This window comes from Metabacillus sediminilitoris (genome assembly GCF_009720625.1).
GTDB classification, from domain to species: Bacteria; Bacillota; Bacilli; order Bacillales; family Bacillaceae; genus Metabacillus; species Metabacillus sediminilitoris.
The window spans coordinates 1,853,226-1,872,714 of record NZ_CP046266.1; the positions used below are offsets into that span (position 1 = coordinate 1,853,226).

Annotated in this window: 23 protein-coding genes, 1 pseudogene and 1 other annotated feature; of the genes and pseudogenes, 15 read left to right on the forward strand and 9 right to left on the reverse strand. The window is 35.2% G+C overall.

All coding sequences use genetic code 11. The features are described from left to right. Nucleotides 1–69: 69 nt before the first annotated feature. Nucleotides 70–198 (forward strand): annotated as a pseudogene (locus GMB29_RS27300) (IS1595 family transposase); the annotation flags it as partial. 184 nt (nt 199–382) lie between these two features. Beyond that, on the forward strand, nt 383–1,363 hold the full coding sequence (locus tag GMB29_RS08925) for an alpha/beta fold hydrolase (protein WP_136351599.1): 981 nt from the start codon (nt 383–385) through the stop codon (nt 1,361–1,363). Between the two features lie 176 nt (nt 1,364–1,539). Here the strand turns inward: GMB29_RS08925 and GMB29_RS08930 are convergent, their stop codons facing one another. The 4 genes from GMB29_RS08930 to GMB29_RS27645 all read right to left on the reverse strand — a co-directional run bounded on the left by GMB29_RS08930 (nt 1,540) and on the right by GMB29_RS27645 (nt 3,133). Then, complete coding sequence (locus GMB29_RS08930) at nt 1,540–1,740, reverse strand: cold-shock protein (RefSeq protein WP_026560151.1); 201 nt, start codon at nt 1,738–1,740, stop codon at nt 1,540–1,542. A 307-nt stretch (nt 1,741–2,047) separates the two neighbouring features. Beyond that, nucleotides 2,048–2,341: a hypothetical protein gene (locus GMB29_RS08935; protein WP_136351597.1), complete on the reverse strand. Its 294-nt coding sequence runs from the start codon at nt 2,339–2,341 to the stop codon at nt 2,048–2,050. A 120-nt stretch (nt 2,342–2,461) separates the two neighbouring features. Further along, nucleotides 2,462–2,587: a hypothetical protein gene (locus GMB29_RS27640; RefSeq protein ID WP_264766599.1), complete on the reverse strand. Its 126-nt coding sequence runs from the start codon at nt 2,585–2,587 to the stop codon at nt 2,462–2,464. 423 nt (nt 2,588–3,010) lie between these two features. Further along, nucleotides 3,011–3,133, reverse strand: a complete 123-nt coding sequence (locus GMB29_RS27645; protein ID WP_264766600.1) for a hypothetical protein — start codon at nt 3,131–3,133, stop codon at nt 3,011–3,013. A 325-nt stretch (nt 3,134–3,458) separates the two neighbouring features. Here GMB29_RS27645 and GMB29_RS08940 point away from each other — a divergent pair, with 325 nt between their 5' ends. From GMB29_RS08940 to rpiB, 8 genes are all read left to right on the forward strand, one after another. Next, nucleotides 3,459–4,301, forward strand: coding sequence for a transketolase (locus GMB29_RS08940; RefSeq protein ID WP_406600321.1), 843 nt, complete (start codon nt 3,459–3,461; stop codon nt 4,299–4,301). Further along, complete coding sequence (locus tag GMB29_RS08945; protein WP_136351593.1) at nt 4,301–5,248, forward strand: transketolase family protein; 948 nt, start codon at nt 4,301–4,303, stop codon at nt 5,246–5,248. Before GMB29_RS08940 ends, GMB29_RS08945 begins: the two co-directional genes overlap by 1 nt. Nucleotides 5,249–5,401: 153 nt before the next feature. Further along, a complete protein-coding gene (locus GMB29_RS08950; RefSeq protein ID WP_136351591.1) occupies nt 5,402–6,160 on the forward strand; it encodes an SDR family NAD(P)-dependent oxidoreductase in 759 nt (252 codons plus the stop codon). A gap of 260 nt (nt 6,161–6,420) precedes the next feature. Further along, nucleotides 6,421–7,086 carry a FadR/GntR family transcriptional regulator gene (locus tag GMB29_RS08955; protein WP_136351854.1) on the forward strand — a complete coding sequence of 222 codons (666 nt, stop codon included), beginning with the start codon at nt 6,421–6,423 and terminating at the stop codon, nt 7,084–7,086. Between the two features lie 478 nt (nt 7,087–7,564). Continuing rightward, a complete protein-coding gene (locus tag GMB29_RS08960) occupies nt 7,565–8,896 on the forward strand; it encodes an MFS transporter (RefSeq protein ID WP_136351589.1) in 1,332 nt (443 codons plus the stop codon). A 107-nt stretch (nt 8,897–9,003) separates the two neighbouring features. After that, entirely contained in the window at nt 9,004–9,156 is a 153-nt protein-coding gene (locus GMB29_RS08965; RefSeq protein WP_136351587.1) for a GapA-binding peptide SR1P, read from the forward strand. A gap of 159 nt (nt 9,157–9,315) precedes the next feature. After that, nucleotides 9,316–9,813 carry a thiol peroxidase gene (tpx, locus tag GMB29_RS08970; RefSeq protein WP_136351585.1) on the forward strand — a complete coding sequence of 166 codons (498 nt, stop codon included), beginning with the start codon at nt 9,316–9,318 and terminating at the stop codon, nt 9,811–9,813. Between the two features lie 165 nt (nt 9,814–9,978). Then, a complete protein-coding gene (gene rpiB, locus GMB29_RS08975) occupies nt 9,979–10,425 on the forward strand; it encodes a ribose 5-phosphate isomerase B (protein ID WP_136351584.1) in 447 nt (148 codons plus the stop codon). Between the two features lie 272 nt (nt 10,426–10,697). On the opposite strand, the gene gdhA is transcribed toward rpiB, so the two are convergent. After that, nucleotides 10,698–12,080 carry an NADP-specific glutamate dehydrogenase gene (gene gdhA, locus GMB29_RS08980; RefSeq protein WP_136351582.1) on the reverse strand — a complete coding sequence of 461 codons (1,383 nt, stop codon included), beginning with the start codon at nt 12,078–12,080 and terminating at the stop codon, nt 10,698–10,700. A gap of 176 nt (nt 12,081–12,256) precedes the next feature. On the opposite strand from gdhA, the gene GMB29_RS08985 reads away from it, so the two are divergent. Continuing rightward, nucleotides 12,257–13,162, forward strand: a complete 906-nt coding sequence (locus tag GMB29_RS08985; protein WP_136351580.1) for a glutamate biosynthesis transcriptional regulator GltC — start codon at nt 12,257–12,259, stop codon at nt 13,160–13,162. Between the two features lie 80 nt (nt 13,163–13,242). On the opposite strand, the gene GMB29_RS08990 is transcribed toward GMB29_RS08985, so the two are convergent. Beyond that, a complete protein-coding gene (locus GMB29_RS08990) occupies nt 13,243–13,500 on the reverse strand; it encodes a hypothetical protein (protein ID WP_196305239.1) in 258 nt (85 codons plus the stop codon). A gap of 586 nt (nt 13,501–14,086) precedes the next feature. Between GMB29_RS08990 and GMB29_RS08995 the strand changes: the two genes are divergently transcribed. Both GMB29_RS08995 and tyrS read left to right on the forward strand, forming a co-directional pair. Then, nucleotides 14,087–14,614 carry a MarR family transcriptional regulator gene (locus GMB29_RS08995; RefSeq protein ID WP_136351576.1) on the forward strand — a complete coding sequence of 176 codons (528 nt, stop codon included), beginning with the start codon at nt 14,087–14,089 and terminating at the stop codon, nt 14,612–14,614. 19 nt (nt 14,615–14,633) lie between these two features. Then, nucleotides 14,634–14,855: a binding site (T-box leader), on the forward strand. 46 nt (nt 14,856–14,901) lie between these two features. Further along, the gene (gene tyrS / locus GMB29_RS09000; RefSeq protein ID WP_136351575.1) at nt 14,902–16,149 is read left to right on the forward strand and encodes a tyrosine--tRNA ligase; all 1,248 of its coding nucleotides are present in this window, start codon (nt 14,902–14,904) and stop codon (nt 16,147–16,149) included. Nucleotides 16,150–16,306: 157 nt separating this feature from the next. Here tyrS and GMB29_RS09005 read toward each other — a convergent pair whose 3' ends face one another. Both GMB29_RS09005 and GMB29_RS09010 read right to left on the reverse strand, forming a co-directional pair. Continuing rightward, the gene (locus tag GMB29_RS09005) at nt 16,307–16,678 is read right to left on the reverse strand and encodes a hypothetical protein (protein ID WP_155443859.1); all 372 of its coding nucleotides are present in this window, start codon (nt 16,676–16,678) and stop codon (nt 16,307–16,309) included. Nucleotides 16,679–17,142: 464 nt separating this feature from the next. Continuing rightward, the gene (locus GMB29_RS09010) at nt 17,143–17,370 is read right to left on the reverse strand and encodes a DUF2187 family protein (protein ID WP_136351571.1); all 228 of its coding nucleotides are present in this window, start codon (nt 17,368–17,370) and stop codon (nt 17,143–17,145) included. Between the two features lie 318 nt (nt 17,371–17,688). Between GMB29_RS09010 and GMB29_RS09015 the strand changes: the two genes are divergently transcribed. Together GMB29_RS09015 and GMB29_RS09020 are read left to right on the forward strand one after the other, a co-directional pair. Beyond that, a complete protein-coding gene (locus tag GMB29_RS09015; RefSeq protein WP_136351569.1) occupies nt 17,689–18,474 on the forward strand; it encodes a glucose 1-dehydrogenase in 786 nt (261 codons plus the stop codon). Nucleotides 18,475–18,687: 213 nt separating this feature from the next. Beyond that, nucleotides 18,688–18,957: a hypothetical protein gene (locus GMB29_RS09020; protein ID WP_136351568.1), complete on the forward strand. Its 270-nt coding sequence runs from the start codon at nt 18,688–18,690 to the stop codon at nt 18,955–18,957. 83 nt (nt 18,958–19,040) lie between these two features. Here GMB29_RS09020 and GMB29_RS09025 read toward each other — a convergent pair whose 3' ends face one another. Further along, nucleotides 19,041–19,421: a VOC family protein gene (locus GMB29_RS09025; RefSeq protein ID WP_136351566.1), complete on the reverse strand. Its 381-nt coding sequence runs from the start codon at nt 19,419–19,421 to the stop codon at nt 19,041–19,043. Nucleotides 19,422–19,489 lie beyond the last annotated feature (68 nt).

Below are 19,489 nucleotides of genomic sequence, written 5' to 3' on the forward strand. Positions count from 1 at the left end.
ACCATTTAATACCTTTAGCATGTTGTTTTCCCCCCGCTTATTTATAAGCGGGGTTTTTTATGTTGGTTTTTAGAAAATTATTCAGCAAGGGAACCTATTTTTAAAGAGGTGTCCGAACAAAAGCATAAAAATGGGTATACTTGTAGCCATTGTTATGCGAGCAATGTTGTTCGTTTTATTACGACGGAGAGCAAAATGATTGTTGATAGTTGCCTGGTCTCAACAAACGTAACTTATAATAATCTAAGATTATCAACTTATCAAATATAACAATTTTTCCCATTTTCATAACAAGCAAGAATATTTTTACGAGGAAATAGCCTTTTATGTTAAAATTTACAAGTAAATAGAAAAACGTATTCTTATAGAGAGAAGTGAAATAATGAACATCAAAAAGAAATCTAGATTATGGATCATTACAAGAAACGTTTTTTTGTTTATTGTAGCATTCGTTCTTATTTGGTTCGTTTTCCATCACATTATGGCAACATATGAGGAAAAAAAATATTCACCATTAGGGCACTTAGTTGAAGTAGATGGTAAGAATATGCACGTGTATACAAAAGGTGAAGGAGATAACACCATTGTTTTATTAAGTGGTTTAGGAACAGCCGCACCTGTGTTAGATTTCGATCCATTAATAAATAAGATGGCAAAGAATAATAAAGTGGTCGTAGTAGAGAGTTTTGGATATGGTTGGAGTGATGTAACTAATAAGGAACGAACAGTTGAAAATATAGTGGAAGAAATTAGAACTGCTCTAAATAAATCAAACATAGAAGGTCCGTACATATTAATGCCACACTCAATTTCTGGGGTTTATAGTATGTATTATGCTAATAAATATCCAGATGAAGTTAAAGCGGTTATAGGGATTGATTTCACTTTGCCACAGGCTATAGAGTATTTTGGTGAATCGGCTCCAACAATGCCCGCATATATGAGCTATGTTGCACAAACTGGAATTGCTCGATTGGCATTATATATGACTCCAGATGATTTCCTTCCTTTAGCTGAGAATGGTACCTATTCCGTAGTAAATTTAAAAATGACCAAAGCCATTTCTGCTTGGAAAGGCTATAACAAGAATGTAGTTGATGAAGCAAATGAAATAAAAAATAATATTGATAAAACAGTCGATTTGACATTCCCACCTGATATGCCTGTCTTGTTCTTTACTACGGAAGAAGATAAAGTAAATGAAGATGGTAAATCCAATGTAACTTTTTATCAAACGCAGTTAAGTAAAAATTCTTCAAGTAAAATAATCACTTTAGAAGGACATCATTATCTTCATTGGACTCGTTATAAAGAAATGAGCCAACACGTAAATGAATTCACAAAAACATTAGCAGGTGAATAATAAAATAATTGGAATTTCACCTATTTTATATTAATACTTCAGCAAAAGTGTGTAATTATGGAAGTAATCTAGAAAAGGACCTCCAAGGTCTTTTATTTATTGGGGATTATCAACAATATTATTTAACAGATTTTAGAAAATAAAAAAAGGACTCTCTAGGAGAGTCCTTTTTATCATTACGCTTTGTTTACGTTAGTAGCTTGAAGTCCACGTTGACCTTGTTCTGTGTCAAATGTAACTTTTTGGCCTTCATCTAATGATTTAAATCCTTCGCCTTGGATAGCTGAGAAATGTACGAATACATCATCTCCACCTTCAACTTCGATGAAACCGAAACCTTTTTCTGCGTTAAACCATTTTACTGTACCTTGTTGCATGTGTATTACCTCCTGAGTGGATATATTCCACAGTTTAATACTATAGTTGCTCAATTAGATATCAAAGGCGAAAAGTTTAAACCACTTATTCTTTCCTTACTTACCGAACAAAAATAATTCTTCTTTATAGTAACAGAAAATATTTGGAAAATCAAATGGTATTAAAAAATAAATAAAATATTTCTTCGAAAAGAAGAATTAGTGTCAATAGAAAAATGCCATTTTGAGTACAAAATGGCAGATATTGATCATATATGGTTGTTGTCGTGTTTCGTTCAGAGATTTATTCTTGTATAGAAAAGGAGCATCAGAGCTCCCAAGGTGGAAATTCGCTATCCTTTTGTTTTTCATATTCTTTCATCCGAGAATATGAATTTGCGAGCTTAGCTAAGATAAAACCTTGAGGATTGGCTGTTTCGACATGACCCTTTAGCTCTTGAATTTTACTATTGGCAAACATGTTTCCTACTCTAGCTAAATGTTCAATTGTATCCATTAATTCAGGATTGTCATTGTAATTTGCCTTTGCAATGGAGTATATATAATCAAGTTTATTACTAATAAGTTTAAGTGTTTCAATATCAAATTGTTCATTTTTCATAAAATTCCACTCCTCATTAATAAAGCATATGGAATGAATGGGAAAGTGGAACAGAAAATACGATGAAAATGTGAAATAGTTATGGCTTTGATAAATGTGTATGAAGAAAGCGAAGGGATCTTAAGTTTGTTTATGGTTTGATGCAGGATTTTTATTAGGCTTTGGTAATAAATTTTTTAACTTATTTTTCAAGTAGTCTTTAAGAAGATCACGCTTACGTTTTAACTTTTTGTCACGATTTTTCAACGAACTCACCGCCTTTACTAAGAGTTTATTGTGAAGATCACATAACTAGTATAGATGAATGTTTATCATGACTATTCTAAAAAGCCATTATAATGTGTGAAGAAAAGAAAAACAACAGCAAACATTTTTCTAGTTGTGGTATGACATTATATTAAGGATGTGAAGAAATGGAATATTTATGCGCAGGAAGATATGAAAGAAATCGAAGTGCTAACTACAAAACCTTACATTGCAGTTCATTGTAGGATAAAGGAGGAGGGAGGTTTGTTCTGCGTAATGACCATATAAGAAGAGATACCTGTCCACAATATAGGAAAGCATCCTAATGGCACAACAACTGTACTATCTGACATTTTAAATTGTTGTCTTGCAGCATTGCATCAACATGTAAACCGTACCGTATCCAGTCGCTTCTTTTCTTAGTCATATTCCACTGTAACCAATTCCTTTATCAGTCAAAACAACAACTTCAATGCCGCCGAGCATTTTTAATTGACCTAATAACCCCGATTTCTCTACTGCTAAACCCGTCGCCAGCTTGAACATCTGTTTCAGACCCGATCTATTTGCTTAGTTCTATTATAAAGCTTTGACAAAAACGATATGATTTCTCCATCCGATTTTCTATTAGTGGAAGCGGGTCCAGCCTTTTCAGCTGCAAATTTGTTGAACTGCTTAAAAGTTTTTCAATTAGTGTTCTATTTCTAAAAAACTTAAATACTTGTAATTAATTTAAATAAAATCCATGTTGACAAATAGTAGATTGAGGGTATACTAAAATCATAAGGTAACTTAGTAGACAAGTGAACAACTCGGAATAATGTAAGCCCTTTAGTTAAGGTCTATACACAATAAGTCATAATTTAATGAGGTGGCGAAGATGAAAAATATAAGTATTGAAGAATTAAAAGAAAGAGCTGTTGAAATGAGGAAAACAGCTATAACTATGATTCACAAAGCACAATCAGGTCATCCTGGAGGTTCACTTTCTGCAGCTGATCTCATGACAGCTTTATATTTTAAGGAAATGAACATTGATCCAAGCAATCCTACTTGGGAAGATCGTGATCGATTTGTTCTATCGAAAGGTCATGTTTGCCCAATCCAATATTCAGCATTAGCTCTACTTGGATATGTCCCATATGAAACGATCTACACATTAAGAGAGTACGGTTCTCCTTTCCAAGGACATCCAGATATGAAAAAGTGTCCGGGAATTGATATTTCAACAGGTTCACTTGGTCAAGGACTTTCTTGTGGAGTAGGGATGGCAATCGCAGGTAAAAGAGATAAAAAAGATTATCGAGTGTTCTCTTTAGTTGGAGATGGTGAGTGTCAGGAAGGTCAAATTTGGGAAGCTGCTCAAACTGCAGTGAAGTACCAACTCGATAATTTAGTTGTCTTTGTAGATAATAACAGACTTCAAATAGATGGTTTCTGTGATGAGATTATGCCAGTTTTAGATCTTGAGAAGAAATTTGAAGCTTTTGGCTTTGAAACAAAACGAATTGATGGACATTCGATGGAAGCAATTGTTGAAACATTAGATGAAATTAGAGAATTGAAAAATGGAAAACCAAAATGTATCGTACTTGATACCGTAAAAGGGAAAGGCGTTTCTTACATGGAAGATATCGCCGAATGGCACGGGATTGCTCCAAATGACGAAGAATTTAATCAGGCAATGGAAGAAATCGCAGGAGGTTTAAAATAATGAGTATCATGGAAAAAACGCTCACAACAAAAAAAGCGACAAGAGAAGCCTTTGGTGATGAAATCGTAAAACTAGGAAAAGAAAATAAAGATATTTATGTTATTGATGTAGATATTGCAAAATCATGTAAAACAAGCAATTTTATCAAGCAATTACCTGAACAGCATATTAATGTAGGAATTGCTGAGCAAAATGCTGCCGGTCTCGCTGCTGGACTTGCTACAACTGGTAAGATCCCTTTTGTAAGCACTTACGCTGTGTTTGGCTCATTAAGAATGGCTGAGCAAATTAGACAAGAAGTGTGTTATCCCAACTTAAATGTAAAAATTGCATGTTCTCATGGCGGGTTAACTCCTGCAAATGATGGAGGAAGTCACCAAGCGATCGAAGATATGGGTGTGTTAAGAAGTTTTCCTAATATGACGGTTATTATGGGAGCTGACTATTACTCTACTAGAAAACTTGTCGAGCAGGCAGCAAAGACCTATGGACCTGTTTATCTACGTTTTACTAGAGATACGATTCCAATCATTTACGATGAAAATGAAGAATTCACAATTGGTAAAGCAAAACAATTAAAAGATGGTAATGATATAGCAATTATCGCGAATGGTGATACTGTTCATCTTGCATTACAAGCTGCGAAGCAATTAGAAAATGAAGGTATTTCTGTAAAGCTATTAGACATGCACACAATTAAACCTCTAGATCGAGATGCAGTTGTGGAATGTATAAATATTGGAAAGATAATTACAGTGGAAGATCATACGATTTTAAATGGTCTAGGGAGTGCAGTTTGCGAAGTTGTTGCAGAAGAAGGTAAGGGCATCGTAAGAAGAATAGGTGTGCAAGATCAGTTCGGACAATCTGCACCATATGAAAAACTGTTAGAACTTAATGGTATTACCGTTGAAAATATTATTGCTACTGCAAAAGAAATACTTTAAGTAAAAGCTATGTTAAAGCTTAATGTTGATTTTCGATCACTTTGTTGATTGGAGCGAACACCTGTAGCGAAAATCAACAACCATGTTTAACAGAGCCTAAGTAAAAAAGAAATAGTTTAAAAAATCATCTTATTTTGAGGAGAGACTAAAAACATGTTTGAATTAACTAATAGAGTTGCTATCGTTACAGGAAGCGGATCAAAAAAAGGGATTGGCCGTACAATTGCCCTAACACTTGCAAAGCAAGGAGCAGCCGTTGTAATCGCTGATTTAAATGCAGATGGGATTCAAGATACAGTTCAAGCGATTCAAGAAGCTGGTGGAAAAGCATTAGGTGTAGAACTAAATGTAACGAACAAAGAATCAGTTGATGCTATGGTTGAAAAAGTTCTAGCAGAATATGGACGGATTGACATTCTTGTCAATAATGCAGGAATTTCACAAAAAGTGACAGTTGAAGATATGACAATTGAAGATATCACAAAAGTCTTTAATGTCAATATGTTTGGATTATTCCTATGCTCTCAAGCGGTATTAGAACAAATGAAAAAACAAAAGTTTGGTAGAATTATAAGCCTTTCCTCTGTATCTGCTAAAAGAGGAGGAGGGGTATTCGGGGGAGCACATTATTCAGCATCCAAAGCTGCTGTCCTAGGATTCTCTAAGAATTTGGCACGTGAAGTTGCAGTAGACGGAATTACAGTAAACTGTGTTGCACCAGGCCTTGTTAATACTGAAATATGGAAATCATTGCCTAAAGAAGATGCTGAACAAGTGATTGCTGGAATACCAATGGGCAGACCAGGTGAAACAGAAGAAATAGCAACAACAATTGCTTTCTTAGCTTCTGAAGAAGCATCTTATATTACTGGTGAAGAAATCGATATTAACGGCGGATCACATATGGATTAATGATATAGTCCCTTACTTTACAGGCATTCCAACAGGAATGCCTGTCTATTAGTTTGATGAAAAAAAGAAGATCAAATCAAGGAACAGAATCCAAATAGAGATTTTATTAAAAATCCCTAGATTCATTCGAAATTTAAGTTTATTGCCCTTTTAAATAAATTTCTATATAATTATTCTTAATTAAAAATGTTAATTTGAACACAATATGGAGAGAAGTGGTTATTATTAGTTTTAATCCGGTATCCAGCAAGAAATTATATATGCAAATTTATAGCCAAATCCTTTCAGAAATCCAATCGGGTTCTTTTAAAATAGGTGATAAACTTCCAGCTGAAAGAGAATTATGTGAACAGTTTGGTGTAAGCCGTGCCCCAATTCGTCAGGCACTTAGTGCGTTGGAACTAAATGGAATTATCTATTCCCGTCAAGGCGAAGGTGTTTATGTGAAAAATACTCAGGTTACACCTGATAGGTCTCAATCAGCCATATTTTTCAATTCTATTTCCCCTGAGGATATCGTTGAGGTAAGGATGAATATTGAGCCTCTTATCGTAAAATTTGCTGCGCAAAGAGCCACGAATGAAGACATAGAGGAACTTCGTAGGACAATCGAAGAGATGGAGAAAGAAACTAAAGCTGGTGTATATGTACCAGAAACAGATGAAAAATTACATTATGGCATTGCAAAGGCTTCTCATAATGATTTGTTTATCAACATGATGGCCGCTATTAATAATGCAATGAAACAACAAGAAATGTGGAAATTTATTCGCGACCGTACCGTCACACGTCCAGACTATAGAGATGTTAATTTTAAAGAGCATCAATTAATTATTAAAGCGATTGAGGATCATAACGAAAAAGAAGCAGTCGAAATTATGACGAATCATATGCAAAACTTATATGACCGGTATTGGAAAGATTAATAAATGAAATTTCTGCAGTTGAAAATTATACAATACTAAAAACCCCCTTTTAAATATTAAGGGGGTTTTTAGTATTTCAAGGTTTAAAGTGTCCTACATAAGAATGATGAGTTTTATAAAATGTTTAGACTATTTCATCAATATATTGACAAATAAAACTGGCAAACGTATAATGAACATATAAGTAACTTAGTAGACAAGTGAACAAGAATACAAAAATAGAAAGGATGGAAGGGATAAATGTAATCGTTCACAATAGCAATAAACGGTTCCATATAGAGAAGTTATTGAGGAATTATTTGACATAACATCATTTAGATTTTGCTGTGAAAAAAATGTAAGCGTTTGAAGAGGGGAGACATCACTTGTCATTTTAGTAGTTTCATTGGCAATGAGAAAAAGATACTACTATTCTCTCTAAACTCAGGTGATATGAAATCATGAAATGAATAAACAGGCAACTAAAGGAGGAATTGTATTGGATCAACACACATTAGAGCGTACAACGACTAAAAAAGTTACATTAAGATTAATTCCATTTCTATTTCTATGTTTTATTATTGCCATACTAGATAGGGTGAATATTGGATTTGCAGCTTTGCAAATGAACAAAGATTTAGGTTTCTCAAATGCAGTCTTTGGATTAGGAGCAGGAATCTTTTTCATTGGTTATTTCCTTTTAGAAGTACCAGGAAGTGCGATGATGACAAAAGTTGGAGCAAGAAAATGGATTAGCAGAATTATGGTTACTTGGGCTATTGTTGCAGTTTTAATGGCTTTTGTACAAACTCCATTGCAGTTTTATGTGGCACGATTTGTATTGGGGATTGCCGAGGCTAGTTTTTATCCATGTATGGTCTATTACTTAAGTGGTTTTTATCAAACGAAACATCATGCGAAAGCGATTGCAGGATTTATGTTGGCGATCCCGGGAGCAAATGCATTAGGTGCGCCACTTTCAACTTTTTTATTAGGTATTGACTGGTTAGGAATGGCTGGATGGCAATGGCTGTTTATTTTGGAAGCGATACCAGCCTTTATCTTAGGTGTGATAAGTTATTTTTATCTCGATGACAAAATTGAAGATGTAAAATGGTTAAACAAAGATGAGAAAAAATGGCTGATTGACATTACGACAAAAGAAAATCTTGAAAAACAGCAAGTAAAACATTATACATTTGCACAGGCATTGAAGGATCGTGACGTATTAATCTTATCTGTAGGATATTTTTGTTGGATGGTTGGCTATTACGGAATAAATATGTTTTTACCAACGATTTCACAAGGCTTGTCTGAGACAACATCACTCAGTATGCAAAATATGGGATGGATTTTAGGACTTATGTATGTTTGTGCCATGGTGGTGATGATTCTAGTTGGAAACCATTCTGATAAAAAGAATGAGAGACGTTGGCATGTAGCCTTTTGTTTAACAATAAGTGCTATTGCAATGATGATTAGCAGCTATGTTGCTGATACAAGTATCATCTTATCATTTGTATTTCTAACCATCGCACTGTGCGGCGCATTTGGTGCATATTCTCCATTTTGGGCGATTCCACCTTCTTTCTTAACTGGAGCTGCTGCTGGAGGTGCGATTGCCCTTATTAACAGTATAGGTAATTTAGGAGGATTCTTTGGACCATACATTGTGGGATATATTAAGGATACAACAGGATCCTTTAATATAAGTATGATTTTCTTAGGAATCAGTATGATCTTAAGTTCTTGTATTATAGTCTTCTTGGTAAAACAGTCAGGAAAGGCTTTAAGCAAGGAAGTTGAAAAGAAACTAGAAAAAACAAGTTAAAATGTCCATCTATATATGTTTGTAAAATGATCAGAGGGATGACGCGCTTATTCCGTTGTGTGTTTATGAAAGGGTTTTAATAAAACAAAAACTATGGGGGAAAAGGTATGTCTGTGGAATTAAATGTAAAACAAAATACAATTTTATGTCAAGAATGCGGAGAAGTGATTGACACAATTGATAGCTCGGAAGGAGTTAAAACGTGGTTCGGAATCTGTACGAATTGTGCTATAGAAAAGCAAGCAAGTGTCATTGACTAAATCTGTAATAAACGTCTGCAAAAAACTCTGGTCCCTAGAATCAAATTCAAATAGACAAAATAAATCCAAGTGAAAATTTTATGATCATTCTATAAATGTTGGATTGCTAGATTATAGAATTAATTAACATTGTATTTCATTTAATAGGAGGAATATGGTATGGCGATTACATTTAAAAATAAACCTGTTTCATTACAAGGAAATGAAGTGAAAGTTGGAGACATAGCACCTAATTTTACAGTGCTTGCAAATGATTTATCTTCTATAACACTTGCAGATTCAAAAGGAAAGGTTCGTTTAATTTCGGTAGTGCCTTCTCTAGACACAGAGGTTTGTGATACTCAAACACGACGATTTAATGAAGATGCAGCTAATATAAGTCAAGTAGAAGTGTTAACCATTAGCGTTGATTTACCGTTTGCCCAAAATAGATGGTGCGGGTCAAATGGACTTGAAAACGTAAAAACACTTTCCGACCACCGTGATCTTTCATTTGGTGAAGCTTATGGGGTTCATATAAAAGAATTACGCTTATTAGCACGTGCCGTATTTGTCATTGATTCAAGTGACAGGGTGACATATGTAGAGTATGTAAATGAAGTAACCAATCATCCTGACTATCATGCAGCAATAGAAGCTGCTAAAGCTGCAAAATAACATAAATACTAAATAAAAAATAGGATATAAAATGACCGTGATATATTCATGCTGCCCGGGAAATCTTGGCAGCCTTTTATTTCGTCATGTAACTGATTAGTTGATATCCAGAGTGAAAAATGTAGAATTTAAAAAAATCATGAAAAGAGAATAGGAGGAAGTTGAGTGAAAGTAGCAATTGCTTCTGATCATGGCGGTATATCCATTCGTAAGGAAATGATCTCCTTGATGAAGGAGATGAAGATAGATTTTATAGATTTGGGATGTGAATGTGAAACATCTGTTGACTATCCAGATTATGCGCTAACAGTAGCTGAGAAAGTAGCAAAAGGTGAAGTAGACCGCGGGATTTTAATCTGTGGTACAGGTATTGGAATGAGCATAGCAGCAAATAAGGTAAAGGGAGTACGCTGTGCACTTGTACATGATACGTTTAGCGCTAAGGCTACAAGAGAGCATAACGATTCCAATATATTGGCTATGGGTGAGCGTGTGATTGGTTCAGGATTAGCTCGTGAAATTGCGAAAATTTGGCTAACAACCTCTTTTGAAGGAGGGAGACATGCTAATCGTGTAAAAAAAGTGACGGATTATGAGGAAGCATACATTTAAAAACTATTATTTAGGCTACTTTATTTCCGAATCGATTTTGGAATAAAGCAGCCTTTTTATTTGGATAATTTTCGAACGTTGATTTACGTTGATTGGCTCATTAATACACTCCTTCCCCGAGAGGGATCCTCTAAATGGGAAGGAATGTTTATTGATCAGTAAGTAGCAAACAGCTTTAATGAACAAGCTTCTAATAGTATCTAATTTTTCTCATCAGGTACCGATCATCCTCAATAGTAAATAATCACATTACAGAGGGGACAGGAAACATATTAAATAATTCCTTGCTCAATCATCGCATCAGCGACTTTTACAAATCCAGCAATGTTTGCACCGACAACAAGGTTACCAGGAGCGCCGTATTGTTGTGCAGCTTCTTTGCTGTTGGTATAAATGTTTTTCATAATCTGATGTAATTTGCTATCAACTTCTTCAAACGTCCAAGAGAGTCTTGTGCTATTTTGAGCCATTTCTAATGCTGATACAGAAACACCGCCAGCGTTTGCTGCTTTAGCAGGGGCGAATAACACATTGTTTTCCAAGAAAATTTCAATAGCTTCTAGAGTAGATGGCATGTTTGCACCTTCTCCGACCGCTTTTACACCATTTGAAACTAATAATTGTGCTGAATGGTGATCAATTTCATTTTGTGTTGCACATGGCAGCGCAATATCACATGGTACTGACCAAATGCCATTGCAATTTTCAGTATAAATCGCGTCAGGATGCTCTGTTACATACTCACTGATTCGTAGCTTCTCTACTTCTTTAATATGTTTTATAGTCTCTAGGTTAAGACCGTTTTTATCATAAATATATCCATTTGAATCACTGCATGCCACTACTTTTGCACCTAGTTGCATTGCTTTTTCGATCGCATAAATCGAAACATTTCCTGAACCTGACACAACAACTGTGCTGCCTTTAAAGCTAAGATTCTTATCTTTTAACATTTCTTCAACAAAGTAAACAGTACCATAACCAGTTGCCTCTTTACGTGCTAAGCTGCCGCCGTAACCAATGCCTTTTCCAGTTAATACACCTGCTTCAAAGCCGCCGCGCATTTTTTTATACTGTCCAAACAAAAAGCCAATTTCTCTTGCGCCAACACCGATATCACCTGCTGGAACATCCGTGTCAGGTCCGATATAGCGGCTAAGTTCTGACATGAAGCTTTGACAAAAACGCATGATTTCTCCATTTGATTTTCCTTTAGGGTCAAAATCAGCACCACCCTTGCCGCCGCCGATTGGTTGACCAGTTAAAGAGTTTTTAAAAATTTGCTCAAACCCTAAAAATTTAATAATACTTGCGTTAACAGATGGATGAAATCTAAGGCCACCTTTATATGGTCCAATTGCACTGTTAAATTGCACACGATAGCCGCGGTTTACTTTCACATTGCCTTCGTCATCGACCCATGGGACACGGAAAGAGATAACTCTTTCAGGTTCAACGATTCTCTCGAGGATAGCTTGATTGACATAATGGGGATTTTTTACGAGGACAGGGATCAAAGAATCAAAGACTTCTTTAACAGCCTGATGGAACTCCATTTCATGAGGATTACGTTTTTTAACCGTTTCAAATACTTGTGCAATATAATGTTGTACACTTTCTGTATACGTTTGTTGAATATTTTCTAATGTTTTCATACGCATCAGTCTCCTATTTATGGTTTATGATAAAATTTTATAAATGTATCATTAAAAATTAGCTTTACCTCAACAATTCTTATTAAATATTTTATAATTAAAAAAACGATCGAATCAATATAAAGAAACGATAATATTAATGCGTTTTTTGCATGAATGAATGTGGGGGAGTAAAAATGGACTTTAAACAAATCCGATATTTTATGGAAGTTGCTGAACGGGAACATGTAACAGAAGCCGCAGATTCCTTACATGTAGCACAATCTTCTGTCAGCAGACAAATTGTCAATTTAGAAAACGAATTAGGTGTAGACTTGTTCATAAGAGAAGGACGAAGAGTTCATTTAACACCAATTGGAAAAATATTTTATGAACGAATGAAACACGCAATGAATGTGATGGATGATGCAAGACGTGAGGTTGAGGAATATTTAGATCCGGAAAAAGGTACGATACGAATTGCTTTTCCGATTAGTCTTGCAGCATATACATTACCAACGGCGATCTATGCGTTTAGAGAACGCTACCCTGAAGCGAAGTTTCATCTCAAACAAGGATTGTACCGCGAATTAATTGACGGTGTGATTAAAGGGGACTTTAATCTGGCATTAATTGGTCCATTGCCACTTGAAGAGAAAAAAATTAACCGGAAAGTATTGTTTACAGAAAATATTGTCGCACTTTTGCCTATTCACCATCGTCTTGCCAAAAAATCCTCGATAAAACTTCGTGAATTGGTTGATGAACCATTTTGTTTATTGCCTGAAGGATTCGTCTTTCGCGATATGGTTGTAAATGCTTGTCAGGATCTTGGCTTCTCGCCAACTGTAGCGTTTGAGGGTGATGATATTGATGCATTGAAAGGGCTTGTGTCAGCTGGACTCGGTGTGACCTTAATGCCTGAAGTCACATTAGTTGATAGCCTGCCGCGCTCAACCGTGAAAATCCCATTGGTTGAACCAAATGTAACCCGAACAGTAGGTGTGATTACCCCGAAGGAACGAGTCCTGCTTCCAACTGAAAAATTATTTTACAATTTTCTGCAGGAATTTTTCGCGAGATTGGATGAATTTAAAAATTGATTGTAATGTATACGGAAAATGAGCGGACAAGCCTGTACGATAGGAACAAAAGCCTGTCGTTTGGCTCATGCCACGAAATCTTAATATTCCTTTTCCTGCTGAGGGTTTTCTAATAGGGGATAGGCATGTTGCCATTTATCTTCTAATAAGTTCAGCTTCCTGCATAATTGATATAAATAATGTGCACCACGAAACTGATCATGATTTATTTTATTCAAATAAGAGATGGAATTTTGAGCAAATTGCCGTGCTTGCTCCAGATTATTTTGGTCTAATTCTTGGATAATTTCCTTAATGATATCCAATGAATAAACGGCTGTTCTTAAGGTGCGAATCATCATCACTTAACGGACATGTATGCGGTGATACCTGCGATACCCATTTTCCGGGTACGTGAAGGTGTTAGAAGGTCCATCTTTCCCCAATACCGACCTACTGGATCTGAAACCATCTCCTTTACTTATAAGACGAGCAATCAACTGGATTTCATCCAACAGTTGTCGAAAAATTACCATTATTAGTAAATCGGTTAGTTGACGCAGGTAACACAGTCATCGTTGTTGAGCATAATCCTGACCTCATTCGTGAATCAGATTGGATTATCGACCTGGGCCCTGAAGGCAGAATTGCAGGCGAGATGATCTTCGCAGAAGGAACATCAGCGGAAGTTGGGAGAGAAAAAGAATTTTATACTGGGGCTTTTATTAATTAAGGAAGTGGAGACTGTCCCAAACTGAAAAGGGGGCAGTCCTCATCGAGTTAAGATGTGAAACGAAAAGAGATAGTCAACATTAGTGTGTAGCTAGTACAACTAGGTTTATTTTTGTCTTTCAGGAATCTGGATGGATTTGTCTTACTAACGATGTTGCATTCTTTTATATTTTTTGATAATATCGTTTCATAGCTAACGATTATGAAAACTTAATGAGGTGGGTTAATATTCATTTATTTAATGAGGATGGGGAACTGCTTCCCGAAGAAATGGAGACAATCAATCAGTTAACGAAAATCCCGATTCACTCGCTAAATCTAGATGCGATTGCAGTTGTTACAAATGTCTATCGGGTCGCACAAGGGTTAAGAAACAAAATGGAACGGGAAGTCTTATCTGAATATGGGTTATCATGGACGGCATTTTCGATGCTATATGATTTGTGGATTTGGGAATCCATCGAGACGAAAAAATTAGCTGAGTCAGCAGGTGTATCAAAAGCCACAGTAAGTAATATAACGAAAACACTTGAACGAAAAGAGCTATGTTATAGAAAAAGTGACACTAGGGACAGAAGGATGACTTTCGTTGCGTTAACCGACAAGGGAAAGCAAGTGATGGAGAAGCTATATCCGCGATTCCATGTAGGCGAAATCGAGATTGTTTCTGGATTGTCAATAGATGAACAAAAGAGTATGACTAAATTACTAAGAAAAGTCATTCGAGAAAATCATTTCTAATTACCAACAATTACATATTGAAAAAGCAATGATGGGAAATCCAGTAGTCGTTATCTCCCTGTAAACAGAGAGTCGATGGTTGGTGAGAATCGGCACAAAGATAACACGAATTACATTCCTTGAGCTTTCTTTGTGAAACATAAAGCAGCAAAGAACGGACGAGCCGTTAATCGTTGAGTGGAAGGATGATTTCCTTCAATAAGGGTGGTACCGCGTGCAAAAGTTAAACCACGTCCCTTTTATTAGGGATGTGGTTTTTTTATTTTTATTTTTTAGGAGGAACAAAGATGAGTCATTTCATTGAACAATTAAACGAGGAACAACTTACAGAAGTAAGGCGGCAAATGCAAATTTACAGCCAAGGCGTAAAAGAGATTATTCCAACGGAAGAGTTAGAAAATAAAATTGCAAAATCCATTTTAGAAAATAAACCACTAAAAATTAAACTAGGCTTAGATCCTTCAGCACCAGATGTGCATCTTGGCCATACTGTGGTCCTTAACAAAATGAGGCAGTTTCAAGAAAATGGTCACATCATCCAACTCATTATAGGTGACTTTACCGGAAAAATTGGCGATCCAACAGGAAAATCTGTTGCTCGAAAACAATTAACAGATGAAGAGGTTAAGCATAATGCGAAAACATACTTCGAACAATTTGCAAAGGTTATCGATATGGAAAAAGTCGAACTGCATTATAACTCAAAATGGTTATCAACATTAAACTTTGAAGATGTCATTCAACTAGCAGGAAAAATCACCGTCGCAAGGCTATTAGAAAGAGATGACTTTGAAGAACGAATTGCTTTTGGAAAACCAATTTCTCTGCATGAATTCTTTTACCCTCTAATGCAAGGATATGATTCCGTCGTATTAGAATGTGATATAGAACTAGGTGGAACAGATCAACACTTCAACATTTTGATGGGAAGACATTTTCAAGAAAAGTTTGGGAAGGAAAAGCAAGTAGCCTTGTTAATGCCATTATTAGAGGGGCTTGATGGTGTTGAGAAGATGTCTAAATCAAAGAAAAACTACATTGGTATTGATGAAAGTCCACAAGAAATGTACGGAAAAGCGATGTCCATTCCAGATGAATTAATGAATAAGTACTTCGAATTAGTAACAGATTTTACTCCTGAACAAATTCAAACCATTAAAGATCAGATCGAAACAGGTGTATTGCACCCAAGAGATGCAAAAATGTTATTAGGTAAGACAATTGTTAGAATGTACCATGGATTAGAAGCGGCGGAAAGCGCAGAACAACATTTTATCTCAGTCTTTCAACATAGGTCATTACCTGATGAGATTCCAGTGATTGATTGGAATGGAAAGATGGAAACAACCATCATAGACCTGCTTGTTGATTTAAAACTATTAAACTCTAAAAGTGAAGCCCGTAGAATGATTGAGAATAGGGGAGTTAGGATAAATGGAAACAAGGTCGAAGATACGAACTTACAACTTTTGATGACCGATGGATTAATCGTACAAATTGGTAAACGAAAATTCGTTAAAATAAATATACAATAAGGTATGTGTTAAAGTTGTCTATTTTATGAATCTCTTATTTGAAGGGAAGAGAGGGTTCTTTTATTAAGGTATTAAGTAATAGAAGAATGTATCTTTATTAATTATGTAAAAATTGTGTAAGCGAGCTTGTTATTTTGATAAGGGTGAACAAGCTCGCTTATTTTTTAAATGGTTGTTTTCTAAAAGATGTAGTGATCAAATTAGTAGATTTTTGACTAGTATTTTTGTTAAGAACGATTAGTAGTCTAGATTGTTTTTTTTTTTGAAGAATCTTATTAATTTTAAATTGATATTTGTTGTTGTAAGATTTTTTTTCCATTTTCTTAGGGTTGAGTTTTCCAATTATATAACGAACATCAATATCATTATAGATAAGATTTTTATGTTTTTCATTTTCCAACTGTGTCATAAACCATTGATAACGTTTTAATAATGTAATGTTTTTTTCTATTTCTTCCTCAGAAACTTCTTTAAGAAAAGGAAGTAAAAAAGTACCGATTGAGCCTAATAATTCAAAAAATAATCCCATTTTTCGTCTCCCAATATTTGATAAATACAAGATTTTACAATAAAATTATACCAAAAATATACTGAATTGTTAGATTAATTAAATTTACATTAGAATAGAGTTTTTAAGTTAACCCCTTCATAAATAAAGTCCCCCTTGATAGTTTATAAAAGATTGATAGATGGATGAGTAGGTATAGGGATACTATAGATAAAGACTTATAGTTATGAAACAATTTTTTGAAGATAAATTTCGGTTACTGTTAGGACATTTTCGAAAGGTTAGTATATTAGCCACGTGTATGTAGCGTGGCTTTTTGTATTGGGATTTGAGTAGAGTCACCATTTTAAATGCGAGTTGATCATAGTGTAACCAAGTACCGTTATCAAAATACATTTCTCGTAAATTATACATGAAGTATTTAGGGGAAGAATAAGCTTCTTCCCCTGGTTATATAGTGTATTAAATTATTTTGATGTAAATTCTTACTTAACCAATTTATAATTTTTATGATTAACGATCGTTTTGTAAGGTTCGCCTGTTTTTGGGTTTTTCCCGTAATCAACAATAACAGAGTTATCCCGAACCACAACCACTTTCGCTTTTGTTCCTTTCTCTGTTCCACTTTTGATTAAAATCGTATTGCCTACCTCTGCTTTTACAACTTTCGTTTTTTCTTCGCTTGTTTCATTTGTTACAATGTCTTCTGCCATGTCTATTTCTCCTTTTTCTATAGTATTGTCATTATTTCAATGTTTTTATTTTAGAAAAAAATTGGCCCTTATTAAGGGGGCGCCGCTTGGAAATTAGAGCTTATCTTTATAAGCTTCCATAACTAATTTGGTTTATTCTTATAATTTCATCAAAAGCGAACAGTAAATATATTTGCTGCGATAAATATTAAAAAACGTTTTGGGGAAAATATCATCGATTCTTCAAACGAGTTAACCTAATGATGTAGGAGAAGAGCTTTTTTAGAATGGCAGGCAGGAAAAGGCTGCAGCTATTATCAGAACGGAGGAACATACATAATGAGCAGTCGATATGATGGTAAAGTCGTATTAATTACAGGAGCAGGCTCTGGCCTAGGTCAAGCATCTGCTTTACAAATTGCTAAAGAAGGGGCAAAGCTTTCATTAGTAGATCTAAATAGTGATTCTTTAGAGGAAACCAAGAAATTAATTTTAGAGGCTGTACCAAATGCAGAGGTGCTTTTAGTTACTGCAGATGTTTCAAATGAAGAAGCAGTTAAAAATTATGTTAATCAAACAGTGGAAACATTCAGTAGAATTGATGCATTCTTTAATAATGCAGGAATAGAAGGGAAGCAGAATCCAACCGAAGATTATGGAATTGACGAGTTCCGTAAAGTAATAGGTGTTAACCTAAATGGTGTGTTTTTTGGGATGAAATATGTGCTAGAAGTAATGAAAAAACAAGGCTCTGGGTCGATCGTTAATACAGCTTCGGTTGGCGGGATCCGCGGTGTAGGTAATCAGTCAGGGTACGCAGCAAGTAAGCATGGGGTTGTCGGCTTAACAAGAAATTCTGGAATTGAATATGGTCAATACGGTATAAGCGTCAAAGCCATTGCACCAGGAGCAATCATGACACCAATGGTCGAAGGTTCATTAAAACAAATCGATCCAGACAATTGGCAAGAGGTAGGGAAGCAATTTGTTGAGCCAAACCCAATGAAACGCTTCGGTAAACCAGAAGAAGTGGCTTATTTAGTAGCATTCCTTCTCTCTGATCAAGCAAACTTCATTAACGCAGTTGTAATTCCAATTGATGGCGGACAATCTTATAAATATTAAGTGAAAGACTGTGAAAATGGCTTAAATTTATTCGAATTGTATGACCACTGGGATTGTTCGTCTAACTCGGTTTACATTCGTAAAAGACCGGGTTTGTATTATAAAGTGGTCGGTTTGAAAGAAATTCAAAAAGAGCTTCCTTAATGAAAGTATCACATTTTGGATATTCGATTTATTATGCTTTTCGAGCTTTTCAATAAGGAGTGACAATCATTGAATATCGATCATTTACAAACATTCTCATTTAACATGGAGAATGACAAAGGGCAGCTTAGCGTAAAAGGTGAAATCAGCGGGGAAAGCGACATCCCGTTTTTGGATGATTTAAAGTTTAAAGGGGTTATTGCTTTGCTCAATTCGATCGATAAAAAGAATTTCGGCACATCAGGGAATAATCATCTATTTGATCATTACATAAGTGAAATAGAAGAAACAATTAATGAGATGAAAAAGCATAACGAATTTCAGGGGAAAATGAAATGAATGAAGAACTTGTCGAGTGATTGTTAAATAAGCATAGGCATGAGCCAGGTATTGTACCGGGCTCATGCCATATTGTACCTATGTTACTTTTTTTCCATCACGGCAAAATAATTTTCTTCATTATCGGCAAAGTTGAATACTCTGCCCCCAGGCATTTTGACAATTTCTCCAACAGTTATATTTTTTTCTAAAAAGTCGTTATAGAGCTTGTCGATGTTTTCTGAGAAAAACATTAAAGAAGGAGTTTCCAAATTAACTCCAGGCGACATCTTGGCAACTAATTCCTTGTTATGGAGAACGATGCTTGTTTGCGCATCATTCGTTGGAGCAACGACAAACCATTTCATTCCTTCGCCAGTATCCTCCTTAGAAAGGAGGGTAAACCCAGCTTTTTCTGTCCAAAACTGTAATGACTCGTCTTGATTATTTACATAAAGCATGACTTGACCCAAGATATTAATCAACTTGCTTCGCCCCATTTCTATTCATTATTCATTTGCCTAATTTCATTGTAAACAAATTGAAACGATCT